Below are 19,839 nucleotides of genomic sequence, written 5' to 3' on the forward strand. Positions count from 1 at the left end.
AGCGAGGGCCTTTTCACTAGGGAGGATGCGTGGTCGATCCGCACTCCGCAGCGCACGGCTTCCATACCCTGCCGATGCACTTCTCCGGAACCGCTGCGGTGGGTCGAAAGACGCGCCGCCGTCGCACCGGCCCGATCCTCAGCATCGTCGGCGTGTTCGCCGCCGGGGCGGTCTTCGGCGGTCTCCAGCTCGCCGGCAATCTCGGCTTCGATGACGCGGCAGAGCAGTTCGAGGCGCAGGCCGATTCGACTCATGCGACGCTCCTCGACGTTCGCGCGTCGACGACCGACCTCGATGCCGTGACCGCGTCTGCGACGCAGATCCTCGAGAGCGACAACGGCACCCTCGCTCCCGCCGCATCCAAGGACGTCCTTTCGGCAGCGGTGGACGAGGCCGATGAGGTCGTGGCCGACACCGAGACGGTGCTCGACACCGAGATCCCTGACCGGACGGAGAAGCCCGGCTGGTTCTGGGAGCTGTTCGCCGCCTCTGATCGCCTGTCGGATGACCGCGCCGATCTGGCCGACCTCGATGACGACCTCGCCGACCGATCACCGCTGATCGAGACCGCAGGCTCGTCCGTTTCGGACGCCGGCATCACGCTGCTCTCGTCGGCCGCCTCGGCCGCCGCTCCGTTCGAAGGCGCCCACATCTCCGCGAAGAACGACGCGGTGATCGCGCTGCGCGAGTCCGCGGCGGATCTGGCTGAGGTGACGTCGATCGACCAGGACGCCGTCACCTCGTTCGTCGCGCTTCAGGATGCCGCCACGCAGGTCGTCTCCTCTGAGCAGGTGGAGCTTGCGGAGAAGGCGGGACCGCTCATGCAGAACCGCCTCGCAATCGAGGCGTTCGCCAGATCCTTGGCACCAGGCGTGCTCCTCGAGTTCGACTGGAGTCCGATCGTCAACGGCGTCGGTGACAACGGCAGCATGGGCGGACTCACCACCTGGTGGTGGTCCACACCGGGCCACGCGGTGATCGAGCTGTCGAATTCGGTGGCCGAGCAGTGGCCGTCGATCACGAGCAAGTCGCTCGTCGCCCACGAGGTCGGGCACGCCATCAGCGTGAAGTGCCAGGACATGTACGACTCGTCGACGCAGGACAGCATCGAGAAGTGGGCCACGGCCTGGGCGATCAGCATGGGCTACACCGACGACGCCAACGGCGTGTGGGCCTACGGCTATCCCCCGCAGTCATACATCGACGCGGCGGCGGGCTGCCGGTGACATGAAGAAGCCGCCGCGACCGGATGGTCACGGCGGCTTCTCTGCGATGTCTTACTGGCCGCGTCGCTCGCGCAGCTGTGTGAGAGCGTCCTCGAGGAGCTGGACGGCCTCCTCGTCGGTGCGACGCTCCTTCACGTAGGCGAGGTGCGTCTTGTACGGCTCGGTCTTCGCGAGAGCCGGAGGGTTCTCCTTGTCGCGACCGGCCGGAAGACCGGACTGCGGGTGATCGATGATCTCCGGGATCTCCTCGTCGGGCAGACCCGCCGCGAAGTAGCGGACCGTCTCGTTGCCGAGGCCGTCCCAGTAGGAGACCGCGATGCGGTCGGCGTGATAGCCGTGGTCCTGTTCACCCATCGGGCCGGAGCCGACACGGGTGCCCCTGATCGCGTTGCCGCCGGTAGCCATCAGATCACCTCGAACTTCGTGATGAGGCCGAGCGCGACGATCGACACGAACCAGATCAGGGCGAGGATCACCGTGAAGCGGTTGAGGTTGCGCTCCGCCAGGCCCGACGAGCCGACCGCGGTGGACATGCCACCGCCGAACATGTCGGACAGGCCGCCGCCGCGGCCCTTGTGGAGCAGGATGAGGAGAGTCAGCAGAACGCTGGTGATGCCCAGCAGCACCTGCAGGACGAACTCGAGAATTTCCACGAGGAAGAAGCCTTTCGCCGGGGCGGGATAGCCCCCGTAACGGTCAAGTATACGGTGCGGCGGGGCCGGAGCCCCGCCACACGCTCAGACGCCTACGTGCTTCTCGAAGCGGATGATCGCTGCGAACTCGTCGACCACGAGGCTCGCCCCGCCGACCAGAGCGCCGTCGACGTCGGGCTCGCGCATGAAGCTGGCGATGTTCGACGACTTCACCGATCCGCCGTAGAGGATGCGGGTCCGCGCAGCCGCGTCGTCGCCGAGGACCTTCGCGATCACCGCACGCAGAGCCGCGCAGACGTCCTGCGCCTGCTGAGGCGTCGCCGCCTGCCCCGAGCCGATGGCCCAGACCGGCTCGTACGCCACGACGATGTCGGCATCCTTCGAGAGCCCCTGCAGCGCGACCTCGAGCTGACCGGCCGGAACGGCGCTCGCACCGAACTTCTCGAGGTCCTCCGCCGTCTCGCCGACGCAGATCACCGGAACCAGGCCGTTCTTGATCGCAGCCTTCGTCTTCGCTGCCACGACCTCGTCGGACTCCGCGTGGTACTCACGACGCTCGGAATGGCCGATGATGACGTACTTCGCATCGAGCTTCGCGAGAAACGCGCCCGACACCTCACCGGTGTAGGCACCGGAGTCGTGTGCGGACAGGTCCTGCGCGCCGAGCGCGAAGGGGATCTTGTCGGCGTCGATCAGCGTCTGCACGCTGCGGATGTCGGTGAAGGGCGGGAACACCGCGACCTCCACCGAGCCGTCTTCGTGCTTGGCGTCCTTCAGCGTCCAGTGCAGCTTCTGCACGAACGCGACCGCCTGCAGGTGGTCGAGATTCATCTTCCAGTTTCCCGCGATCAGCGGGGTACGAGTGTTCAGACCCATCCGAGCACCTCCAGGCCGGGTAGTTTCTTGCCCTCGAGGAACTCGAGGCTTGCGCCGCCACCGGTCGAGATGTGACCGAACTGGTCGTCGGCGAAGCCGAGCTGACGCACCGCAGCGGCCGAATCGCCGCCGCCGACGACGCTGAGTCCGTCGACCTCGGTGAGCGCCTGTGCCACGGCCTTGGTACCGGCTGCGAACGCGGGGAACTCGAACACGCCCATGGGGCCGTTCCAGAACACCGTCTTCGAACCGCGTACGACGTCGGCGAATCTCGCCGCCGTCTCAGGACCGATGTCGAGACCGATGCCGGACGCGCCGAAGGCCGTCGACTCGATCGCATCCGCCGCGACGACCTCGTGCGCCGCGTCTGCAGAGAACTTCTCCGCCACGACGACGTCGGTCGGCAGCACGAGCTCCACGCCGCGTTCGGCCGCCTCGGCGATGTAGCCGCGGACGGTGTCGAGCTGGTCCTCCTCGAGGAGACTCGAGGCCACCTCGTGGCCCTGCGCCTTCAAGAAGGTGAACAGCATCCCGCCGCCGACGAGGATCCGGTCGACGCGAGGAAGCAGGTGCGAGATCACGCCGAGCTTGTCGCTCACCTTCGACCCGCCGAGCACGACCGCGTACGGGCGCTCGGGGTTCTCGGTGAGACGGTCGAGCACGTCGAGCTCTGCGGCGATCAGCAGACCGGCCGCCGACGGAAGCAGCTGAGCCAAGTCGTAGACGCTCGCCTGCTTGCGGTGCACGACGCCGAACCCGTCGGAGACGAGCACGTCGCCGAGTTCTGCGAGCTGCCCCGCGAATGCGGCGCGCTCGGCATCGTCCTTCGCCGTCTCCCCCGCGTTGAATCGCAGGTTCTCGATGACGACGACTCCGCCGTCCTCCAGGGAGGCGACGGCATCCTTCGCCGACTCGCCCACCGTGTCGCGCGCGAACGCGACCGGCTTGCCCAGCAGCTCGGACAGCCGCTGCGCGACCGGCTCGAGGCTGTACTGCGGATCGGGGGCCCCATCGGGGCGGCCCAGGTGCGAGCACACGATGACGCGGGCACCCGCGTTGATGAGTGCGTTGAGAGTCGGCAGCGAGGCGCGAACACGACCATCGTCCGTTATGACCCCATCCCGAAGCGGGACGTTCAGGTCACAACGGACGATGACGCGCTTGCCCTCGAGCGGACCCAGAGAGTCCAGGGTGCGCAGAGTCATGTGTCTGAGATTCAGAGACGCTCGGCGACGTACTCGGTCAGGTCGACGAGACGGTTGGAGTAGCCCCACTCGTTGTCGTACCAGCTCGAGACCTTGACGAGGTTGCCGCTGACGTTGGTCAGAGTGGAGTCGAAGATCGAGGAGTGCGGGTTGTGCACGATGTCGCTGGAGACGATCTGGTCCTCGTTGTACTGCAGGTAGCCGGCGAGGCGACCGTCTGCGGCGGCCTTCTTGTACGCCTCGTTGACCTCGTCGACCGTGAGATTCTCGCGGTCGGTGACCAGCGTGAGGTCGACGATCGAGCCGGTGGGGACCGGGACGCGGTACGACGAGCCGGACAGCTTGCCGTTGAGCTCCGGCAGCACCTCGCCGATCGCCTTCGCGGCGCCGGTGGATGCGGGGACGATGTTGATCGCTGCGGCGCGGGCGCGACGCAGGTCACCGTGCGGACCGTCCTGCAGGTTCTGGTCTGCGGTGTAGGCGTGAGCGGTCATCATGAAGCCGCGGTCGATGCCGAATGCGTCGTTGAAGACCTGCGCGAGCGGTGCGAGGCAGTTGGTGGTGCACGACGCGTTGGAGATGATGTGCTGCGTGGCGGGGTCGTAGGTGTCCTCGTTCACGCCCATGACGAACGTGCCGTCGACGCCGGTGCCCGGTGCCGAGATCAGGACCTTCTTGGCGCCTGCCTCGATGTGCTTCTTGGCGAGCTCCGCCTTGGTGAAGAAGCCGGTCGACTCGATGACGATGTCGACGCCCAGCTCGCCCCAGGGGAGGTTGGCGGGGTCGCGGTCTGCGAAGGCCTTGATCTTCTTGCCGTTGACCGTGATGCTGTCGTCGTCGTAACTGATCTCGGCGTCGAGGACGCCGCCGACCGAGTCGTACTTCAGCAGGTGCGCGAGGGTCTTGTTGTCAGTGAGGTCGTTGACTGCGACGATGTCGAGGTCAGCGCCCTGTGCGAGAGCCGCACGAAGGAAGTTACGTCCGATGCGGCCGAAGCCGTTGATACCGATCTTGACAGACACTAAGGTCTCCTGATTTCTTGTGCGCAATACGCGCGGTTTCAACTTGATTCTGGACAACGGCGTCCCGACGGGCAGAGTCCGTCGGGACGCCCGTCTTGTTTACGACAGTACCAGCAGGCCCGAGGTCTTCTCACGGGCTGTTTCGAAGCGCCGAGCCACGTTCTCCCAGTTGGCGATGTTCCACGCCGCCTTGACGTAGTCGGCCTTGACGTTGAGGTAGTCGAGGTAGAAGGCGTGCTCCCACATGTCGAGCTGGAACAGCGGCACCGTACCCTGGGCCGCGTTGGACTGCTGGTCGAACAGCTGCTGGATGATCAGGCGCTGCCCGATCGAGTCCCAGCTGAGCACCGACCAGCCGGAGCCCTGGATTCCCAAGGCGTTCGCGGTGAAGTGCGCCTGGAACTTCTCGAAGGAGCCGAAGAACTCGTCGATCGCCGCACGGAGCTCCCCCTCGGGCTCGCCGCCGCCGTTCGGGGAGAGGTTGGTCCAGAAGATCGAGTGGTTGACGTGCCCGCCGAGGTTGAACGCGAGGTCCTTCTCGAGCTTGTTGACGTTCGCGAGGTTGCCCGTCTCACGAGCCTCTGCGAGACCGTCGAGCGCCGCGTTCGCGCCCGTGACGTAGGCCGCGTGGTGCTTGTCATGGTGGAGTTCCATGATCTTGCCGCTGATGTGCGGTTCGAGCGCCGCGAAGTCGTAAGGAAGGTCGGGGAGCGTGTAAACAGCCATATCGCTTTCATCCAATCCGCGCCGCGCCGCGGCGCTTGCCGATCCTCCGCGCCACCGAATGCGGTGCGGAGCAGACGCTTTTCATCCTAGTGACGACAACGCACGTGTGGTCGGGTTCCTTCCGCCAGATGACGAAGCGAGCCGGTCCCTTTCGGGACCGGCTCGCTTCGTCAGGCCTGCGTCGCTGAGTTCGTCGAACCCTCAGACGTCCAGCCCCGCTGGCACGGCTGCTTCGGTACCGGGAATGCCCTCCACCTGGGCGCGCTTGTCAGCCATCGCGAGCAGACGGCGGATGCGGCCCGCCACAGCGTCCTTGGTCATGGGCGGATCGGCGTGATGACCCAGCTCGTCGAGACTCGCGTCGCGATGCGCAAGACGCAGCTCGCCCGCGACCTTCAGATGATCGGGCACGTCGTCGGCGAGGATCTCCAGCGCGCGCTCGACACGCGCGCACGCCGCGACCGCGGCCTGCGCCGAGCGACGCAGGTTCGCGTCGTCGAAGTTCACGAGCCGGTTGACCCCGGCACGGACCTCGCGGCGCTGACGCATCTCCTCCCAGGCGGCGGCCGTGCGGTGGGCCCCCATCTCGCTGAGGATGCTGCGGATGGCCTCGCCCTCGCGCACGACGACGCGGGGCATCCCGCGCACTTCACGGGCCTTCGCGGCGACGCCGAGTCGGTGGGCCGCGCCGACCAGGGCCATGGCCGCCTCCGACGAGGGGCAGGCCACCTCGAGCATCGCCGAGCGCCCGGGCTCGCTGAGGGTTCCGGCGGCGAGGAACGCTCCACGCCAGAGCCCGGCGACCTCTGCCCGCGACCCCGTGGTGAGCCGGTTCGGAAGCCCCCGCACAGGACGTCGGCGCTGGTCGAGAAGTCCCGTCTGGCGCGCGAGCGTCTCGCCCGCGGAGATCACACGGACCGCCCAGCGCGCGCCTTCATTCGCCGTGCTCGACTGCACCTGGGCGATCTCCGGGCGCACGCCGTAGATCTCGGCGAGGTCCTTTGCCACGCGCTGGGCGAGCACCTCGGCATCCACCTCGGCCTCGACGGCGACGCGGCCGGCGATCGAGTGCAGGCCGCCGGCGAAGCGGAGCACAGCGGTGACCTCGGAGACACGCACCGTGGGGGGTGCATTGCGGATGCTGACGAGCTCAGCCTTGACGTCGGTGGTTAGTGCCACGGGACTCCTTCACGATCACGCGTCGGATCGCGACGCAAACCTCCAGCCTACCCGGAACTGATTCCCGGCTACTCCCTGCCCAGGTCTCTGTGACGCACGTTCACGGCCACTCCGGGGACCGCCGCGAGGCGTCGCGCGAGCTCCTCGCTCATCGCCACGGAGCGGTGCTTCCCGCCCGTGCAGCCGATCGCCACGGTCGAGTGGCTCTTGTTCTCGCGCTGATACCCCTCGAGCACGGGCGTGAGCGCGGCGGCGTACGCGTCGAGGAACTCGGTCGCCCCCTCGCGAGAGAGCACATAGTCGCGCACTGCCTCGTCCTGCCCGGTCTGACCGCGCAGCTCTTCGTTCCAGAACGGGTTCGGCAGGAACCGCATGTCCGCTACGAGGTCGACATCGGTCGGCAGCCCGTACTTGAAGCCGAAGCTCAGCAGCGTGACGCGATGGCGCGCCGCTCCCTCTTCGGAGAAGAGGTCGGAGACCTGGGTCGCCAGCTGATGGATGTTCAGCGAGGACGTGTCGATCACGAGGTCGGCCGCCTCGCGAATCGGCGCCAGCTTGGCGCGCTCGGTTCGGATGCCGTCGAGGAGAGTGCCGTCGTCCTGCAGCGGATGAGGTCGGCGCACGGCTTCGAACCGCCGCACCAGCACGTCGTCGGAGGCGTCGAGGAACAGCACTCGCACCGATCCCCGGGACCGAAGGGCTCTCGCCACGCCCGGGAAGTCGTCGAACAGGTTGCGTCCGCGAACATCGACGACCGCGGCGATCTTCGGCAGCGCGTCACCGCCCATGTCGGTGAGGTCGAGAAGCGGGCGCAGTATCTGCGGCGGCAGGTTGTCGACGACGTACCATCCGAGGTCCTCGAGCGCGTTCGCGACCGTGGTGCGCCCGGCACCCGACATGCCTGTGACGATGAGGAACTCGCCCGTGTCCCCGTCTGCCATCGTTGCTCCTTCTCCCCCGCCGAGACCAGCCTATCGACTGGAGAGATGCGTGTGGATGTTCTGCGCGAGCACTGGCCCGATGCCCTGCACCTTCTCGATCTCTCCAGGGGCTGCCGCGCGCAGTGCGGTGACGGAGCCGAAGTGCTTCAGAAGCACCTTGATGCGCGAGGCTCCGAGCCCGGGAACCTCCGACAGCACCGAGGCGATGTCGTTGCGGCGGCGCTTGCGCTGGTGGGTGATCGCGAAGCGGTGCGCCTCGTCGCGAAGCCGCTGCAGCAGGTACAGGGCCTCGCTCGTGCGCGGCAGGATGACCGGGAAGTCGTCGTCGGGCAGCCAGATCTCCTCGAGACGCTTCGCGATACCGCACACGGCGATCTCGGTGTGACCGGAGTCGCGCAGCGCACGGGCCGCTGCTGCGACCTGGGGCTGGCCTCCGTCGACCAGGAGCAGCTGCGGCGGATAGGCGAAACGCGGCTTCCGTCGCCCGACCCCTTCCTCCTCCTGGATCGCCGAGCCCGTCGAAAGGTCCTCCTCCGGCTCCGGGCGGTCGAGATAGGCGAGACGCCGGGTGAGCACCTGGTACATCGAATCCGTGTCGTCAGTCGTCTCGGCGATGTTGAACGACCGGTACTGGTCTTTGCGGGGAAGACCGTCTTCGAACACGACCATGGAGGCGACCACGTTCGTCCCGCTGAGATGGGAGATGTCGAAGCACTCGATGCGCAGCGGAGCATCCGCCATCCCCAGAGCGTCCTGCAGATCGGTGAGCGCCTGGGTGCGCGCGACATAGTCGCTCGTGCGGCGGGTCTTGTGACGGATCAGCGCCTGCTGCGCGTTCAGCGTCGCCGTGCGCATGAGATCGGCCCGCTGGCCGCGCTGCGCGACAGCGATCTCGACCTTCCGGCCCCGGCGCTCGCGCAGCCACTCCTCCAGCTCGGCGGCGTCATCGGGCAGCACGGGCACGAGGATGCGGCGCGGTACGTCCTGCGCGTCTCCGTAGGCGCGCTGCAGCACCTGATCGACGAGTTCGGGACCCGTGATGTCGATCTCCTTGTCGATCGTCAGCGCCCTGACGCCGCGGACGCGTCCGCCGCGGATCACGAAGTGCTGCACGGCCGCCGACAGCTCGTCCTCGGCGATGCCGAAGAGGTCTGCGTCCTCATCGGCCGCGAGCACGAGGGCGCTCTTGCCCAGCACGGCTTCGATCGCAGAAAGCTTGTCACGGTACTTCGCCGCGGCTTCGTAGTCCATGTCGGCGGATGCACCGAGCATCCGCTTCGTCAGTTCGCGGGTGAAGCGCTCGTCGCCCCCTGCCATGAAGGCGACGAAATCGTCGACCATGGCACGGTGCTCGTCGATCGACACCGTCATCGAGCAGGGCCCGCCGCACTTGCCGATCTGGCCGGGGAAGCAGGGCCTCCCCGTCTGCATCGCGCGCTTGTAGCTGGCGTCGCTGCACGTGCGGATCGGGAACGCCTTGATCATCAGGTCGATCGTGTCGTGAACCGCCCACACCTTCGGGTAGGGGCCGAAGTAGCGCGCGCCGGGGATCTTGCGATTGCGCGTGACGATCACCCGCGGCGCCTCGTCGCCGAGGGTGACCGCCATGAACGGGTACGACTTGTCATCCTTGTAGCGCACGTTGAAGGGCGGATCGAACTCCTTGATCCACATGTACTCGAGCTGCAGCGAGTCCACGTCCGTGGGCACCACGGTCCACTCGACGGATGCTGCGGTCGTGACCATGCGCCTCGTGCGCTCGTGGAGGGTGCGCAACGGCGCGAAGTAGTTCGACAGCCGCTGACGCAGGTTCTTCGCCTTGCCGACGTAGAGCACGCGCCCGTCCGCGTCGCGGAACCGGTACACGCCGGGGTCGGTCGGGATCTCGCCCGCCCGCGGCTTGTAGGGCAGCACGTCGGCCATCAGCCGGCCATCCGCGCGGCGCGCCCCTCACCCAGGATCTCGGCGAGGAACTGCCCGGTGTGGCTCTCATCAACACGCGCGATCTGCTCGGGAGTGCCCGTCGCGAGTATCTCGCCGCCGCCGGAGCCCCCTTCGGGACCCAGGTCGATCACCCAGTCGGCCGACTTGATCACATCGAGGTTGTGCTCGATCACGATGACCGTGTTGCCCTTGTCGACCAGCCCGTTCAGGACTTCGAGGAGCTTGCGCACGTCTTCGAAGTGCAGACCGGTGGTCGGCTCGTCGAGCACGTAGATGCTGCGGCCGTTGCTGCGCCGCTGGAGCTCGGTGGCGAGCTTGACGCGCTGCGCCTCGCCGCCCGACAGCGTGGTCGCCGACTGACCCAACCGCACATAGCCGAGTCCCACGTCGACAAGCGTCTTCATGTACCGGTGGATCGCCTGGATCGGCTCGAAGAACTCCGCAGCCTCGGCGATCGGCATCTCGAGCACCTCCGCGATGTTCTTGCCCTTGTAGTGCACGGCCAGGGTGTCGCGGTTGTACCGCTTGCCGTGGCAGACCTCGCAGTCCACGTACACGTCGGGGAGGAAGTTCATCTCGATCTTGATCGTGCCGTCGCCCGAGCAGGCGTCGCAGCGCCCGCCCTTCACGTTGAAGCTGAAGCGCCCGGGCTGATAGCCGCGCACCTTCGCCTCGGGCGTCTCGCTGAACAGCGTGCGGATGCGGTCGAACACGCCCGTGTAGGTCGCCGGGTTCGACCGCGGGGTGCGGCCGATCGGCGCCTGGTCGACGTGCACGACCTTGTCGAGGTTGTCGAGGCCCGACACGCGTGTGTGCTTGCCCGGCACCGTGCGAGCCCCGTTCAGCCGCGAGGCGAGCACTTGATACAGGATGTCGTTGACGAGCGAGGACTTGCCGGATCCGCTGACGCCGGTGACCGCCGTCAGCAGGCCGAGCGGGAAGTCCGCGTTGACGTTCTTGAGGTTGTTCTCGCGCGCGCCGACCACGCTCAGCATCCGCTTCTTGTCGATCTTGCGGCGCTTCTTCGGGGTCGGGATCTCACGACGTCCGGAGAGGTACTCCCCCGTCATCGAGGCGGATTCGCTCAGGAGCGCCGAATACGGCCCCGAGTGCACGACCTCGCCGCCGTTGACCCCTGCGCCGGGACCGATGTCGACGACCCAGTCGGCCGCCTCGATGGTCTCCTCGTCGTGCTCGACGACGATCAGCGTGTTGCCGAGGTCGCGCAGCTTCAGCAGCGTGTCGATCAGCCGGCGGTTGTCACGCTGGTGCAGACCGATCGACGGCTCGTCGAGCACGTACAGCACGCCCGTCAGCCCCGAACCGATCTGCGTCGCCAGACGGATGCGCTGCGCCTCGCCGCCGGAGAGCGAGCCCGCCGAGCGGCTGAGGTTCAGGTAGGCAAGGCCGACCTGCAGCAGGAAATCGAGCCGCAGCCGGATCTCGCGGAGCACTTGCGCCGCGATCTTCGCCTCGCGATCGGTGAGCGTCAGCGTCTCCATGAAGTCGCGGGCGTCGGCGAGGCTCAGGTGCGAGACCTCGGCGATCGAGTGCCCGTGGACCTGCACAGCGAGGACCTCGGGCTTGAGACGGTTGCCATCGCACACCGGGCACGGCACCTCGCGCAGGTACTCGCCCCAGCGCGCGCGCTGCGTGTCGGACTCGGCCTGGGCGTACTGCCGCTCGATGTAGGGCACGACGCCCTCGAACCCCGAGGCGTAGCGCATCTCGCGTCCGTAGCGGTTCTTCCACTTGACGGTGACCTTGTAGTTGTCGCCGCGCAGGATCGCGTCCTGCACATCGACCCGCAGATCCTGCCACGGGGTGTCGAGCGAGAAGTTGAGATCGGCCGCCAGGCCCTCGAGCAGACGCTCGTAGTACTGGAACAGTCCCTTGCCCTGCGTCGTCCACGGGATGATCGCGCCTTCGCGGATCGAGAGCTCCTCGTCGCCGAGCATGAGATCGGTGTCGACCGACATGCTGGTGCCGAGGCCCGAGCAGGCAGGGCAGGCGCCGAACGGCGCATTGAACGAGAAGGTGCGCGGCTCGATCTCGGTGAGGGTGAGCGCGTGGCCGTTGGGGCACGCGAGCTTCTCGGAGAACGACTGCCAGGCGTCGTCGCCCTCTGCGTCGACGTAGTTGACCTGCACGACGCCACCGGCGAGTCCGAGGGCCGTCTCCACCGAATCGGTCACGCGGCCGAGGATGTCGTCGGCTGCCACGAGACGGTCGACGACGACGGCGATGTCGTGCTTGTAGCTCTTCTTCAGCGTGGGCGGCTCGGCGAGCTGGATCAGATCACCATCGACGATCGCACGGGAGTACCCCTTGGCCCCGAGCTCGCGGAACAGGTCGACGAACTCGCCCTTCTTCTGCGAGACGATCGGCGCGACGATCTGGTAGCGCGTGCGCTCGGGGAGCTCCATCAGCTGGTCGGCGATCTGCTGCACCGTCTGACGCTGGATCTTCTCTCCGCACTGCGGGCAGTGCGGGATGCCGATGCGCGCCCAGAGCAGGCGCATGTAGTCGTAGATCTCGGTGATCGTGCCGACCGTCGACCGCGGGTTGCGGTTGGTCGACTTCTGGTCGATCGAGACCGCGGGGCTCAGCCCTTCGATGAAGTCGACGTCTGGTCGGTCGACCTGCCCGAGGAACTGCCGCGCGTAAGCGCTCAGCGATTCGACGTAGCGGCGCTGCCCTTCGGCGAAGATCGTGTCGAATGCGAGACTGGACTTCCCTGATCCGGACAGGCCGGTGAACACGACGAGAGAGTCGCGGGGAATGTCGATGTCGACGTTCTTGAGATTGTGGACGCGGGCACCGCGAACACTGAGTTTTCCTGGGGTTGCAACCGGGACGATAGGCACTGATCAAGTCTACGAGGGGCCACGGACATTGGCTCCGCTGCTCACTTCTCCTCGCCTGTCGAGCCCACGATCAGCACGACGGTGAGCGTGACCAGCGCCGCCGCACCAGCGACGACGACCCACGGCGCCTCGACGATTTCGCGCGCAGATCCCAGCATGACGAGGAGCGTCAATGGCTGGGCGATCGCCTGCACGACCAGGAAGCGGAGCGCCGTCGGCCTCAGAGCCCTGAGCACGATGCGAGCGCGGACCGGGACGACGAGGATCAGCGTCGTCAGGATGTGGATCAGATGCACGACGAGCACGGCGATCATCGCGCGGCCCGGATCAGGGCCGGCGATCAGCATCCCGATGACGAAGCACGCCACCGACCCCCATGCTGCGAACGACTGCGGCAGGACGACGGCGAGCACGCCCAGCAACACCGCCGCGACGGACCAGCCGACCAGCGGGGTGAGTGTGACGGCGCCGGCGCCCACGACCACGACCAGCGCCACCCGCAGCGCGAGCCAAGAGACGGCAGCGCCGGTCGTGACGGTGTCGTTGGCCCTCATCTCCTGCTCCTCGCCGCTGCACGCAGCTCGGCCGCAGCCTCATCGGACCACAGGATGACGTCGACGCCCGCCCCTCGGAGGTCGCCGAATATGTTCTCCCGCTCGGCGAGCACGACGCGCAGCGCGATGAGCTGCGTCTTCGTCAGCCGGGCGAGGTCCAGATCGGGCAGCACATCGACCGCCACCACGCGATGCCCGCCGGCTCGCCACATCATCGCGGTCTGCGCCGCCGCGCCCTCGAAGAACGTGGAGAGCACATAGATCACTGAGCCGTGCGCAACGTGCGGCGTCCGCCGGAAACGCGCGTCCTCGCCGGCCTGGCCGATCGCGGCGATGGTCGTCTCCAGCCGGGCGAGATGCCGCGCCCCGCCGCCGCTGCGCAGCGAACGGCCGCCGTACACGAGCACGTGCAGCGCCACTCTGTCGCCCTCGCCGATCGCGGCGGCGGCGATCGCTCCGGCGGCCTGGCGTGCGCGATCGAGCGAGGTGACGCCGCTGCGCTCGAAGTCGCCGGTTCCCCACGATGCCACGACCGTCCCCAGATCCTCCGCCGTGTCCATCGCGATCACCACCGAGGCTTCGCTGAGGGCGGTGGTCCGTCGCACCAGGAGATCGCCCGGTCGACGCGCGAGGCGCGCGGTCGCGCGCCAGTCCACACGCCGGAGCTCGTCGCCCGGCGCGAACGGATGGATGTCCCGGAAGTCACCGCCCTGACCGGGGCGGCGCCCCTCGTGGGCGCCGTGCAGCCCGGTCAGGGTGCGCGGCACCGGCACGACATCGAGGCCCTGACGAGGCGGGGCGATGCTGCGCGCCGCGACGGTGGGCCTGGATGCAGGAAAGAGCAGGGCGCCGTCACCCGACACCCCGCGCGCCGCGGCCTGTACGGCCAGGATCGGTCCGGAGTGCAGCACCCTGCTGCGGGCGATGATCGATCCGCCCGATGCTGGCACGATCAGCCGTCGGGTCCGCCGCTGTGCCTGCACGAGGACCAGTTCCACGGCATCCGCCGCGCTGTCGACCTCGATCGCCGTCCTGACCTCGCCCTCGCCGCCGGGCATCGGGTTGAACGTCATGACGACGTCAGCGCGGCGCCGCGCCTGCCTGATCATGAGAGCGCTCCATGTCGCCAGCGGAAGGCCCATGGCGGCGATGTCGGGGCGAGAGGCGAACAGTCCCACCGCGCCCAGCACCACGGCCGCTCCGATCGCGATCACGAAAGCGGGACCCGCGCGTCCGTGCGGCGAGGCCTCAGTCATCCGAGCGCCCTGAGGGTCGGCGGCACGGCGACGCGCGACACCACTCCCGCGACGAGGTCGGCGGCGGAGATCCCCTGCGCCCAGGCCTGCGGGGTCAGCGTGAGCCTGTGGGCCAGAACCGGGACGGCGATGCGCTTGATGTCGTCCGGGCGGACGAAGTCGCGGCCGTCGAGGGCGGCGAGTGCTCGACCGAGCAGCAGCAGTCCGAGCGAGCCGCGGGGCGACGCGCCGACTTCGACGTTCGATGCTGTGCGCGTCTCGCGGGTGAGTTCGACGCAGTAGCGCGCGATGTCGGGATCGACGCGGATCGCCTCGACCTCGCGTTGCAGCTCGAGCAGTCGCTGAGGGTCGAGCACGGGTGCGACAGTCGTCGCCTCCTGCTGCCTGGCCACGCGGTTCAGCAGGATCTGCGTCTCGCCACCGGGACCCGGGTACCCCACCGACAGTCGCACCAGGAATCGGTCGAGCTGTGCTTCGGGGAGCGCGTAGGTCCCCTCGTACTCGATCGGGTTCGAGGTGGCGATGATGTGAAAGGGAGGCTCGAGAGCGAAGCTGTTTCCCTCGACCGTGACCTGCCGTTCGGCCATGGCCTCGAGCATCGCTGACTGGGTCTTCGGCGTGGTGCGGTTGATCTCGTCGGCCAGCAGGAGCCCGGTGAAGATCGGACCGGGGCGGAAGACGAAGTCTCCACTGTCCGGAGCGTAGACGTAGGATCCGGTGACGTCGCCGGGGAGCATGTCGGGCGTGCACTGCAGTCGACGGAAAGAGAGGCCGAGGGCGGCCGCGAGGCTCCGTGCGGCCAAGGTCTTGCCGAGGCCGGGCACATCCTCGAAGAGCACGTGTCCGCCGGCGAGCACGGTCGCGAGCGCGATCTCCAGCGGATCGTCCATCCCGACGACCACGGTGCGGATGGCGGCGAGGATCTGCGCGCCGGTCTCGGCGATCGCGGCGGGGTTCGTCATTTCTTCTCCTTGGTCGGCGAAAGGCGGTCGATGGCGTCGAGGGCTCGTTCGACGGCGGCGATCGATGTGTTCTGTCCGGCGAGCCTGTCCCAGACGTCGCCTCCGAGCACGGCGTCACGGCGCGCTCGATCCGCCGGATCGTCGGGATCTATCCCCATGCGCTGAAGGCGGTGGCGCAGGATGCTACGCACACGCCGCGTGACGCGTTCTCCGGCGAGCCCCGTGCGGGCGTTCAGCGCCCACGCCATGCGCGAGATCTCGGTGGCCCGACGCTCGCGATCCGAGGGGACGTGCGGAGCATCCGCGCCTGGTTCGACCGGGAGCGCCAGCTGCGGGAGCAGCGCCACCGCGCCACCTGCCAGAGCCCATCCGATCGCGAACGGGAGCTCGACCCCGAGCGCAGAGAGGACGACCGTCGCGCCTGCAGCAGCGACGGCGACGAACGAGGTCTTCCACCAGCTCATCGCCAGCCCACCTCGATGTTCTTCAGAGCCGCCCTGGCGACGGCTCGGTCGTCTTCGAGCGCCGGGTGCCCGCCGAAGCGCACACGCTCGTACAGGCGCAGAAGCGTCTCGGCCTCAGCCGTGATCCCCGCCCTACGCGTGATGATGCGCACGGCGAACTCCCCCGGGGTCTCGCTCGCGCCGCGCACCAGTCCGGCATCCGCCGCGCTCTCCTCGAGCCCGACCCAGGCGGCGACGATGGCGTCTTCGGGGAGCGGGCGTTCGTCGATCTCGCGCAGCGCCCCGGCGACGCCCCGTTGGATCGCGGCTGCGATGACCTCGGGTTCGGGGTCGACCGACGCGTGCACGGTGGCGAGTCCGACCTCGTCGCCGTCGCGACGGCGCAGCGGGCGATCGTGCCAGGCTCCGACGAGAGTTCTGACGAGCAGCACGAGCAGCACGATCACGCCGACGCCGACGAGCACCACGAGGATTCCCAGGATGACTGCACCGAGCAGCTCGGTCACCGGGTTCGGCGGCGGAGGCTCCGGCGAGGGTGTGCCACTCGCCCCGGGCAATACGGGCATCGTCTCGAGTGGCCGCGGTTCAGGAGTCCCTCCGATCGGATGGATGCGCGCAGCGCCCTGCATCGCGGCAGCGATCATCACGATCAGGAACAGACCGACGACGGCGACGAGCAGTCCCCCGCGCCACGCGACGGCCCGTTCGGGGCTCGATCCGTGGCGTCGCATCCCCTCACCCTAAGGCGTGCGCACGGGCTCCGAACTCCTCCGGCCCGCGAACGCGGACAACCCGTCTCGCAGCGTCGCGATCTGGTCGACGCCCATGCCGACGGCCGCCATGACCTGGTGCGGGACGTCGACTGCACGCTCGCGCAGGCGCGACCCGGCATCGGTCAGCATGATGTCGAGTCGACGTTCGTCATCGACGCTGCGCTGCCGGACGACGAGCCCGTCCGCTTCGAGCCGCTTGACGAGCGGTGAGGCCGTGCCGGGTTCCATGGCGAGATCTGCAGCGAGGTCGTTCAGCGTGCGAGGGGCGCGCTCCCAGAGCGCGAGCATCACGAGGTACTGCGGGTGCGTGAGCCCGAGGGGCTCGAGGATGGGCCGGTAGATCGCCACCACATTTCGTGCCGCAGTCACCACCGCGAAGCAGAGCTGGTTCTCGAGCTTGAGGAGATCATCGGATGCCGTCACCGCTCGAGTATATCTAGACACTAATCGTTAGTACACTAATGAACATGGCCACTGCTTCCGACCGCCCAACGCTTCGCGCCCGCATTCGCGAGGCGGGCGGTTTCTACTCCTGGTTCAACGCGAATCTGGTCCGGCTCGCGGGTCCGGCGTCCGTCGGCCCATACGAGAAGACCCCGCCCCCGAGCAACGAGGAACGAGCGGAGCGCGCGTGCCCGCTCTGCGGCGCACCGATGACGCAGCACGAGATCGATCGCTCAGGACCCAAGACCCTCGTGCACTGCCCCTGACGCCGAGAGAACCTCAGGCCTGAGCGAGTCCGTCCTCGCGCGCGACATCGAGCCAGAACATCAGATCCGAGTCATCCGCCACTGCGGACGCCTCGACGTCGAGCCAGCGAGGACTCATCGTCTTCGCTCCCATCACGGCTGGGGACACGCCCGGCCGCGTCATCAGAGCCGCACCATGCTCCGCCGACACCCGCACGAGCAGCGTGCCGCCCTTCCGTGCGCCGACAAGGATGCTGCCGTCGACCAGGAACGCGCGGCTGCCGAACATGCGACGCTCCTCGATCTCCGGATCTGTTCCGAGAAGAGCGCGGACGCGGTCCGCGAGCTCCTCCCCCGCAGCATCCATCAGCGGGCGACCATGATCAGGCGTGACCTGCGCGCTCCATGGCGCGCAGCTCCTTCTTGAGATCCTGCACCTCGTCACGCAGCCGGGCCGCGAGTTCGAACTTCAACTCACCAGCCGCAGCCAGCATCTGGTCGGAGAGGTCCTGGATCGTCGCTTCGAGCTGCTGGGCGCCCTCTGCGGCGATTCCGGTGCGGCGGAGGTTGGGTGTGGGCGACTTGCCCTTGCCGCTCGCCCGACCACGGCTCGACATCATGTCGGCGGTGTCGGCGCCCTCTCGGGCGAGCACTTCAGTGATATCCGCGATCCGTTTGCGCAGCGGCTGCGGATCGATGCCCTTCTCGAGGTTGTACGCCACCTGCTTCTCGCGACGTCGATCGGTCTCTTCGATCGCCTTCGCCATCGAGTCCGTGATCCGATCGGCGTACATGTGCACCTCACCCGACACGTTTCGCGCCGCGCGACCGATCGTCTGGATCAGGGACGTTCCCGACCGGAGGAAGCCCTCCTTGTCGGCATCGAGGATGGCGACCAGCGACACCTCGGGAAGATCGAGACCCTCGCGCAGGAGATTGATGCCCACGAGCACGTCGTAGACCCCGGCGCGGAGTTCGCTGAGCAGCTCGACCCGGCGCAGCGTGTCGACGTCGGAGTGCAGATATCGCACGCGCACGCCGTGTTCGCCGAGGAAGTCGGTGAGCTCCTCGGCCATCTTCTTGGTGAGCGTGGTGACGAGGATGCGCTCGTCCTTCTCGACCCGGATGCGGATCTCTTCCAGGAGGTCGTCGATCTGCCCCTTCGAGGGCTTCACGATGATGTGCGGGTCGACGAGGCCCGTCGGGCGGATGATCTGCTCGACGACGCCGTCGGCGATGCCCATCTCGTACTTGCCCGGCGTCGCCGAGAGATAGACGGTCTGCCCGATGCGGTTCTTGAATTCGTCCCAGCGCAGCGGCCGGTTGTCCATCGCGCTCGGAAGGCGGAATCCGTGCTCCACGAGAGTGCGCTTACGGGAGGCGTCGCCCTCGTACATCGCGCCGATCTGCGGAACTGTGACATGCGACTCGTCGATCACGAGCAGGAAGTCGTCGGGGAAGAAGTCGAGCAGCGTGTGCGGCGGTTCACCGGGCGCGCGCCCGTCCATGTGTCGCGAGTAGTTCTCGATGCCCGAGCAGAAACCGAGCTGCTGCAGCATCTCGAGGTCGAAGGTGGTGCGCATGCGCAGACGCTGCGCCTCGAGCAGCTTGCCCTGCTTCTCGAACTCCGCGAGCCGCTCTTCGAGCTCTGCCTCGATCGTGCCGATCGACCGCTGGATCACGTCGGTGCCTGCCACGTAGTGCGACGCGGGGAAGATCGGCACCGAGTCGAGCTTCTCGATCACCTCGCCGGTGAGCGGGTGCAGCGAGTACAGCGCCTCGATCTCGTCGCCGAACAGCTCGATCCGGATCGCGTGCTCCTCGTACACCGGGATGATCTCGATGGTGTCGCCGCGGACCCGGAAGTTGCCGCGGGAGAAGTCGACGTCGTTGCGGTTGTACTGCATCGCGATGAACTGGCGGATCAGCGCGTCGCGGTCGTAGCGCTCCCCCACCTGCAGTGCGACCATGGCCCGCAGGTACTCCTCCGGCGCGCCGAGGCCGTAGATGCAGGACACAGTGGAGACGACCACGACGTCGCGCCTGCTCAACAGCGAGTTGGTGGTCGAGTGCCGCAGCCGCTCGACCTCCGAGTTGATCGAGGAGTCCTTCTCGATGAAGGTGTCGGTCTGCGGGACGTAGGCCTCTGGCTGGTAGTAGTCGTAGTACGAGACGAAGTACTCGACCGCGTTGTTCGGCATGAGCTCACGGAACTCGTTCGCGAGCTGCGCGGCGAGGGTCTTGTTGTGGGCGAGCACGAGGGTCGGTCGCTGCACCTGCTCGACGAGCCACGCAGTCGTCGCCGACTTTCCGGTGCCGGTCGCGCCGAGCAGAACGACGTCGGTCTCACCTGCGTTGATGCGTGCCGCGAGGTCGGCGATGGCCTGCGGCTGGTCGCCGGCGGGCTCGTACTCGCTGATGACCTCGAAGGGACGGACACTGCGCGTGGGTTGCATACCTCCAGCGTAGGCGGGGCCGCAGACATCGAGGCCGGATGCCGCC

Annotated in this window: 20 protein-coding genes; 2 read left to right on the forward strand and 18 right to left on the reverse strand. The window is 67.8% G+C overall.

The features are described 5' to 3' along the window. The first annotated feature begins 29 nt into the window (after window positions 1-29). Window positions 30-1,226: a hypothetical protein gene (locus QFZ53_RS14665; protein ID WP_307297689.1), complete on the forward strand. Its 1,197-nt coding sequence runs from the start codon at window positions 30-32 to the stop codon at window positions 1,224-1,226. Window positions 1,227-1,277: 51 nt separating this feature from the next. On the opposite strand, the gene QFZ53_RS14670 is transcribed toward QFZ53_RS14665, so the two are convergent. The 16 genes from QFZ53_RS14670 to QFZ53_RS14745 form a co-directional block, all read right to left on the reverse strand. Further along, window positions 1,278-1,631 (reverse strand): RNA polymerase-binding protein RbpA, encoded by a 354-nt coding sequence (locus QFZ53_RS14670; protein WP_045258293.1) that lies wholly within the window; start codon window positions 1,629-1,631, stop codon window positions 1,278-1,280. Continuing rightward, entirely contained in the window at window positions 1,631-1,879 is a 249-nt protein-coding gene (secG, locus tag QFZ53_RS14675; protein ID WP_045258292.1) for a preprotein translocase subunit SecG, read from the reverse strand. The genes QFZ53_RS14670 and secG overlap by 1 nt, the downstream gene beginning before the upstream one ends. Before the next feature lie 84 nt (window positions 1,880-1,963). Beyond that, the gene (gene tpiA, locus QFZ53_RS14680) at window positions 1,964-2,755 is read right to left on the reverse strand and encodes a triose-phosphate isomerase (protein ID WP_307297693.1); all 792 of its coding nucleotides are present in this window, start codon (window positions 2,753-2,755) and stop codon (window positions 1,964-1,966) included. Next, a complete protein-coding gene (locus QFZ53_RS14685) occupies window positions 2,746-3,960 on the reverse strand; it encodes a phosphoglycerate kinase (protein ID WP_307297694.1) in 1,215 nt (404 codons plus the stop codon). Before QFZ53_RS14685 ends, tpiA begins: the two co-directional genes overlap by 10 nt. An 11-nt stretch (window positions 3,961-3,971) precedes the next feature. Then, window positions 3,972-4,982 carry a type I glyceraldehyde-3-phosphate dehydrogenase gene (gap, locus tag QFZ53_RS14690; RefSeq protein ID WP_292908305.1) on the reverse strand — a complete coding sequence of 337 codons (1,011 nt, stop codon included), beginning with the start codon at window positions 4,980-4,982 and terminating at the stop codon, window positions 3,972-3,974. A gap of 99 nt (window positions 4,983-5,081) precedes the next feature. Next, window positions 5,082-5,708, reverse strand: coding sequence for a superoxide dismutase (locus tag QFZ53_RS14695; RefSeq protein WP_292908303.1), 627 nt, complete (start codon window positions 5,706-5,708; stop codon window positions 5,082-5,084). 201 nt (window positions 5,709-5,909) lie between these two features. Beyond that, entirely contained in the window at window positions 5,910-6,887 is a 978-nt protein-coding gene (gene whiA / locus QFZ53_RS14700; protein ID WP_307297698.1) for a DNA-binding protein WhiA, read from the reverse strand. A 68-nt stretch (window positions 6,888-6,955) separates the two neighbouring features. Further along, entirely contained in the window at window positions 6,956-7,828 is an 873-nt protein-coding gene (gene rapZ / locus QFZ53_RS14705; protein ID WP_292908299.1) for an RNase adapter RapZ, read from the reverse strand. 30 nt (window positions 7,829-7,858) lie between these two features. Beyond that, complete coding sequence (gene uvrC, locus QFZ53_RS14710) at window positions 7,859-9,751, reverse strand: excinuclease ABC subunit UvrC (protein ID WP_307297702.1); 1,893 nt, start codon at window positions 9,749-9,751, stop codon at window positions 7,859-7,861. Beyond that, the gene (uvrA, locus tag QFZ53_RS14715; protein WP_307297704.1) at window positions 9,751-12,639 is read right to left on the reverse strand and encodes an excinuclease ABC subunit UvrA; all 2,889 of its coding nucleotides are present in this window, start codon (window positions 12,637-12,639) and stop codon (window positions 9,751-9,753) included. The genes uvrC and uvrA overlap by 1 nt, the downstream gene beginning before the upstream one ends. A gap of 41 nt (window positions 12,640-12,680) precedes the next feature. Continuing rightward, entirely contained in the window at window positions 12,681-13,193 is a 513-nt protein-coding gene (locus tag QFZ53_RS14720) for a hypothetical protein (protein ID WP_307297705.1), read from the reverse strand. Then, on the reverse strand, window positions 13,190-14,449 hold the full coding sequence (locus QFZ53_RS14725; protein WP_307297708.1) for a DUF58 domain-containing protein: 1,260 nt from the start codon (window positions 14,447-14,449) through the stop codon (window positions 13,190-13,192). Before QFZ53_RS14725 ends, QFZ53_RS14720 begins: the two co-directional genes overlap by 4 nt. Then, on the reverse strand, window positions 14,446-15,411 hold the full coding sequence (locus QFZ53_RS14730; protein WP_307297712.1) for an AAA family ATPase: 966 nt from the start codon (window positions 15,409-15,411) through the stop codon (window positions 14,446-14,448). Before QFZ53_RS14730 ends, QFZ53_RS14725 begins: the two co-directional genes overlap by 4 nt. Beyond that, on the reverse strand, window positions 15,408-15,875 hold the full coding sequence (locus tag QFZ53_RS14735) for a hypothetical protein (RefSeq protein ID WP_307297713.1): 468 nt from the start codon (window positions 15,873-15,875) through the stop codon (window positions 15,408-15,410). The genes QFZ53_RS14730 and QFZ53_RS14735 overlap by 4 nt, the downstream gene beginning before the upstream one ends. Then, window positions 15,872-16,606, reverse strand: coding sequence for a DUF4129 domain-containing protein (locus QFZ53_RS14740; protein ID WP_307297717.1), 735 nt, complete (start codon window positions 16,604-16,606; stop codon window positions 15,872-15,874). The genes QFZ53_RS14735 and QFZ53_RS14740 overlap by 4 nt, the downstream gene beginning before the upstream one ends. A 9-nt stretch (window positions 16,607-16,615) precedes the next feature. After that, on the reverse strand, window positions 16,616-17,071 hold the full coding sequence (locus tag QFZ53_RS14745; protein ID WP_292908283.1) for a MarR family winged helix-turn-helix transcriptional regulator: 456 nt from the start codon (window positions 17,069-17,071) through the stop codon (window positions 16,616-16,618). A 44-nt stretch (window positions 17,072-17,115) separates the two neighbouring features. Here QFZ53_RS14745 and QFZ53_RS14750 point away from each other — a divergent pair, with 44 nt between their 5' ends. Beyond that, a complete protein-coding gene (locus QFZ53_RS14750) occupies window positions 17,116-17,358 on the forward strand; it encodes a hypothetical protein (RefSeq protein ID WP_307297720.1) in 243 nt (80 codons plus the stop codon). Window positions 17,359-17,371: 13 nt separating this feature from the next. On the opposite strand, the gene QFZ53_RS14755 is transcribed toward QFZ53_RS14750, so the two are convergent. Both QFZ53_RS14755 and uvrB read right to left on the reverse strand, forming a co-directional pair. After that, entirely contained in the window at window positions 17,372-17,704 is a 333-nt protein-coding gene (locus QFZ53_RS14755; protein WP_307297723.1) for a TfoX/Sxy family protein, read from the reverse strand. A 16-nt stretch (window positions 17,705-17,720) separates the two neighbouring features. Then, on the reverse strand, window positions 17,721-19,793 hold the full coding sequence (gene uvrB, locus QFZ53_RS14760; RefSeq protein WP_292908277.1) for an excinuclease ABC subunit UvrB: 2,073 nt from the start codon (window positions 19,791-19,793) through the stop codon (window positions 17,721-17,723). Window positions 19,794-19,839 lie beyond the last annotated feature (46 nt).

Origin of the sequence: Microbacterium natoriense, from assembly GCF_030816295.1 — a bacterium.
Lineage (GTDB): Bacteria > Actinomycetota > Actinomycetes > Actinomycetales > Microbacteriaceae > Microbacterium > Microbacterium natoriense_A.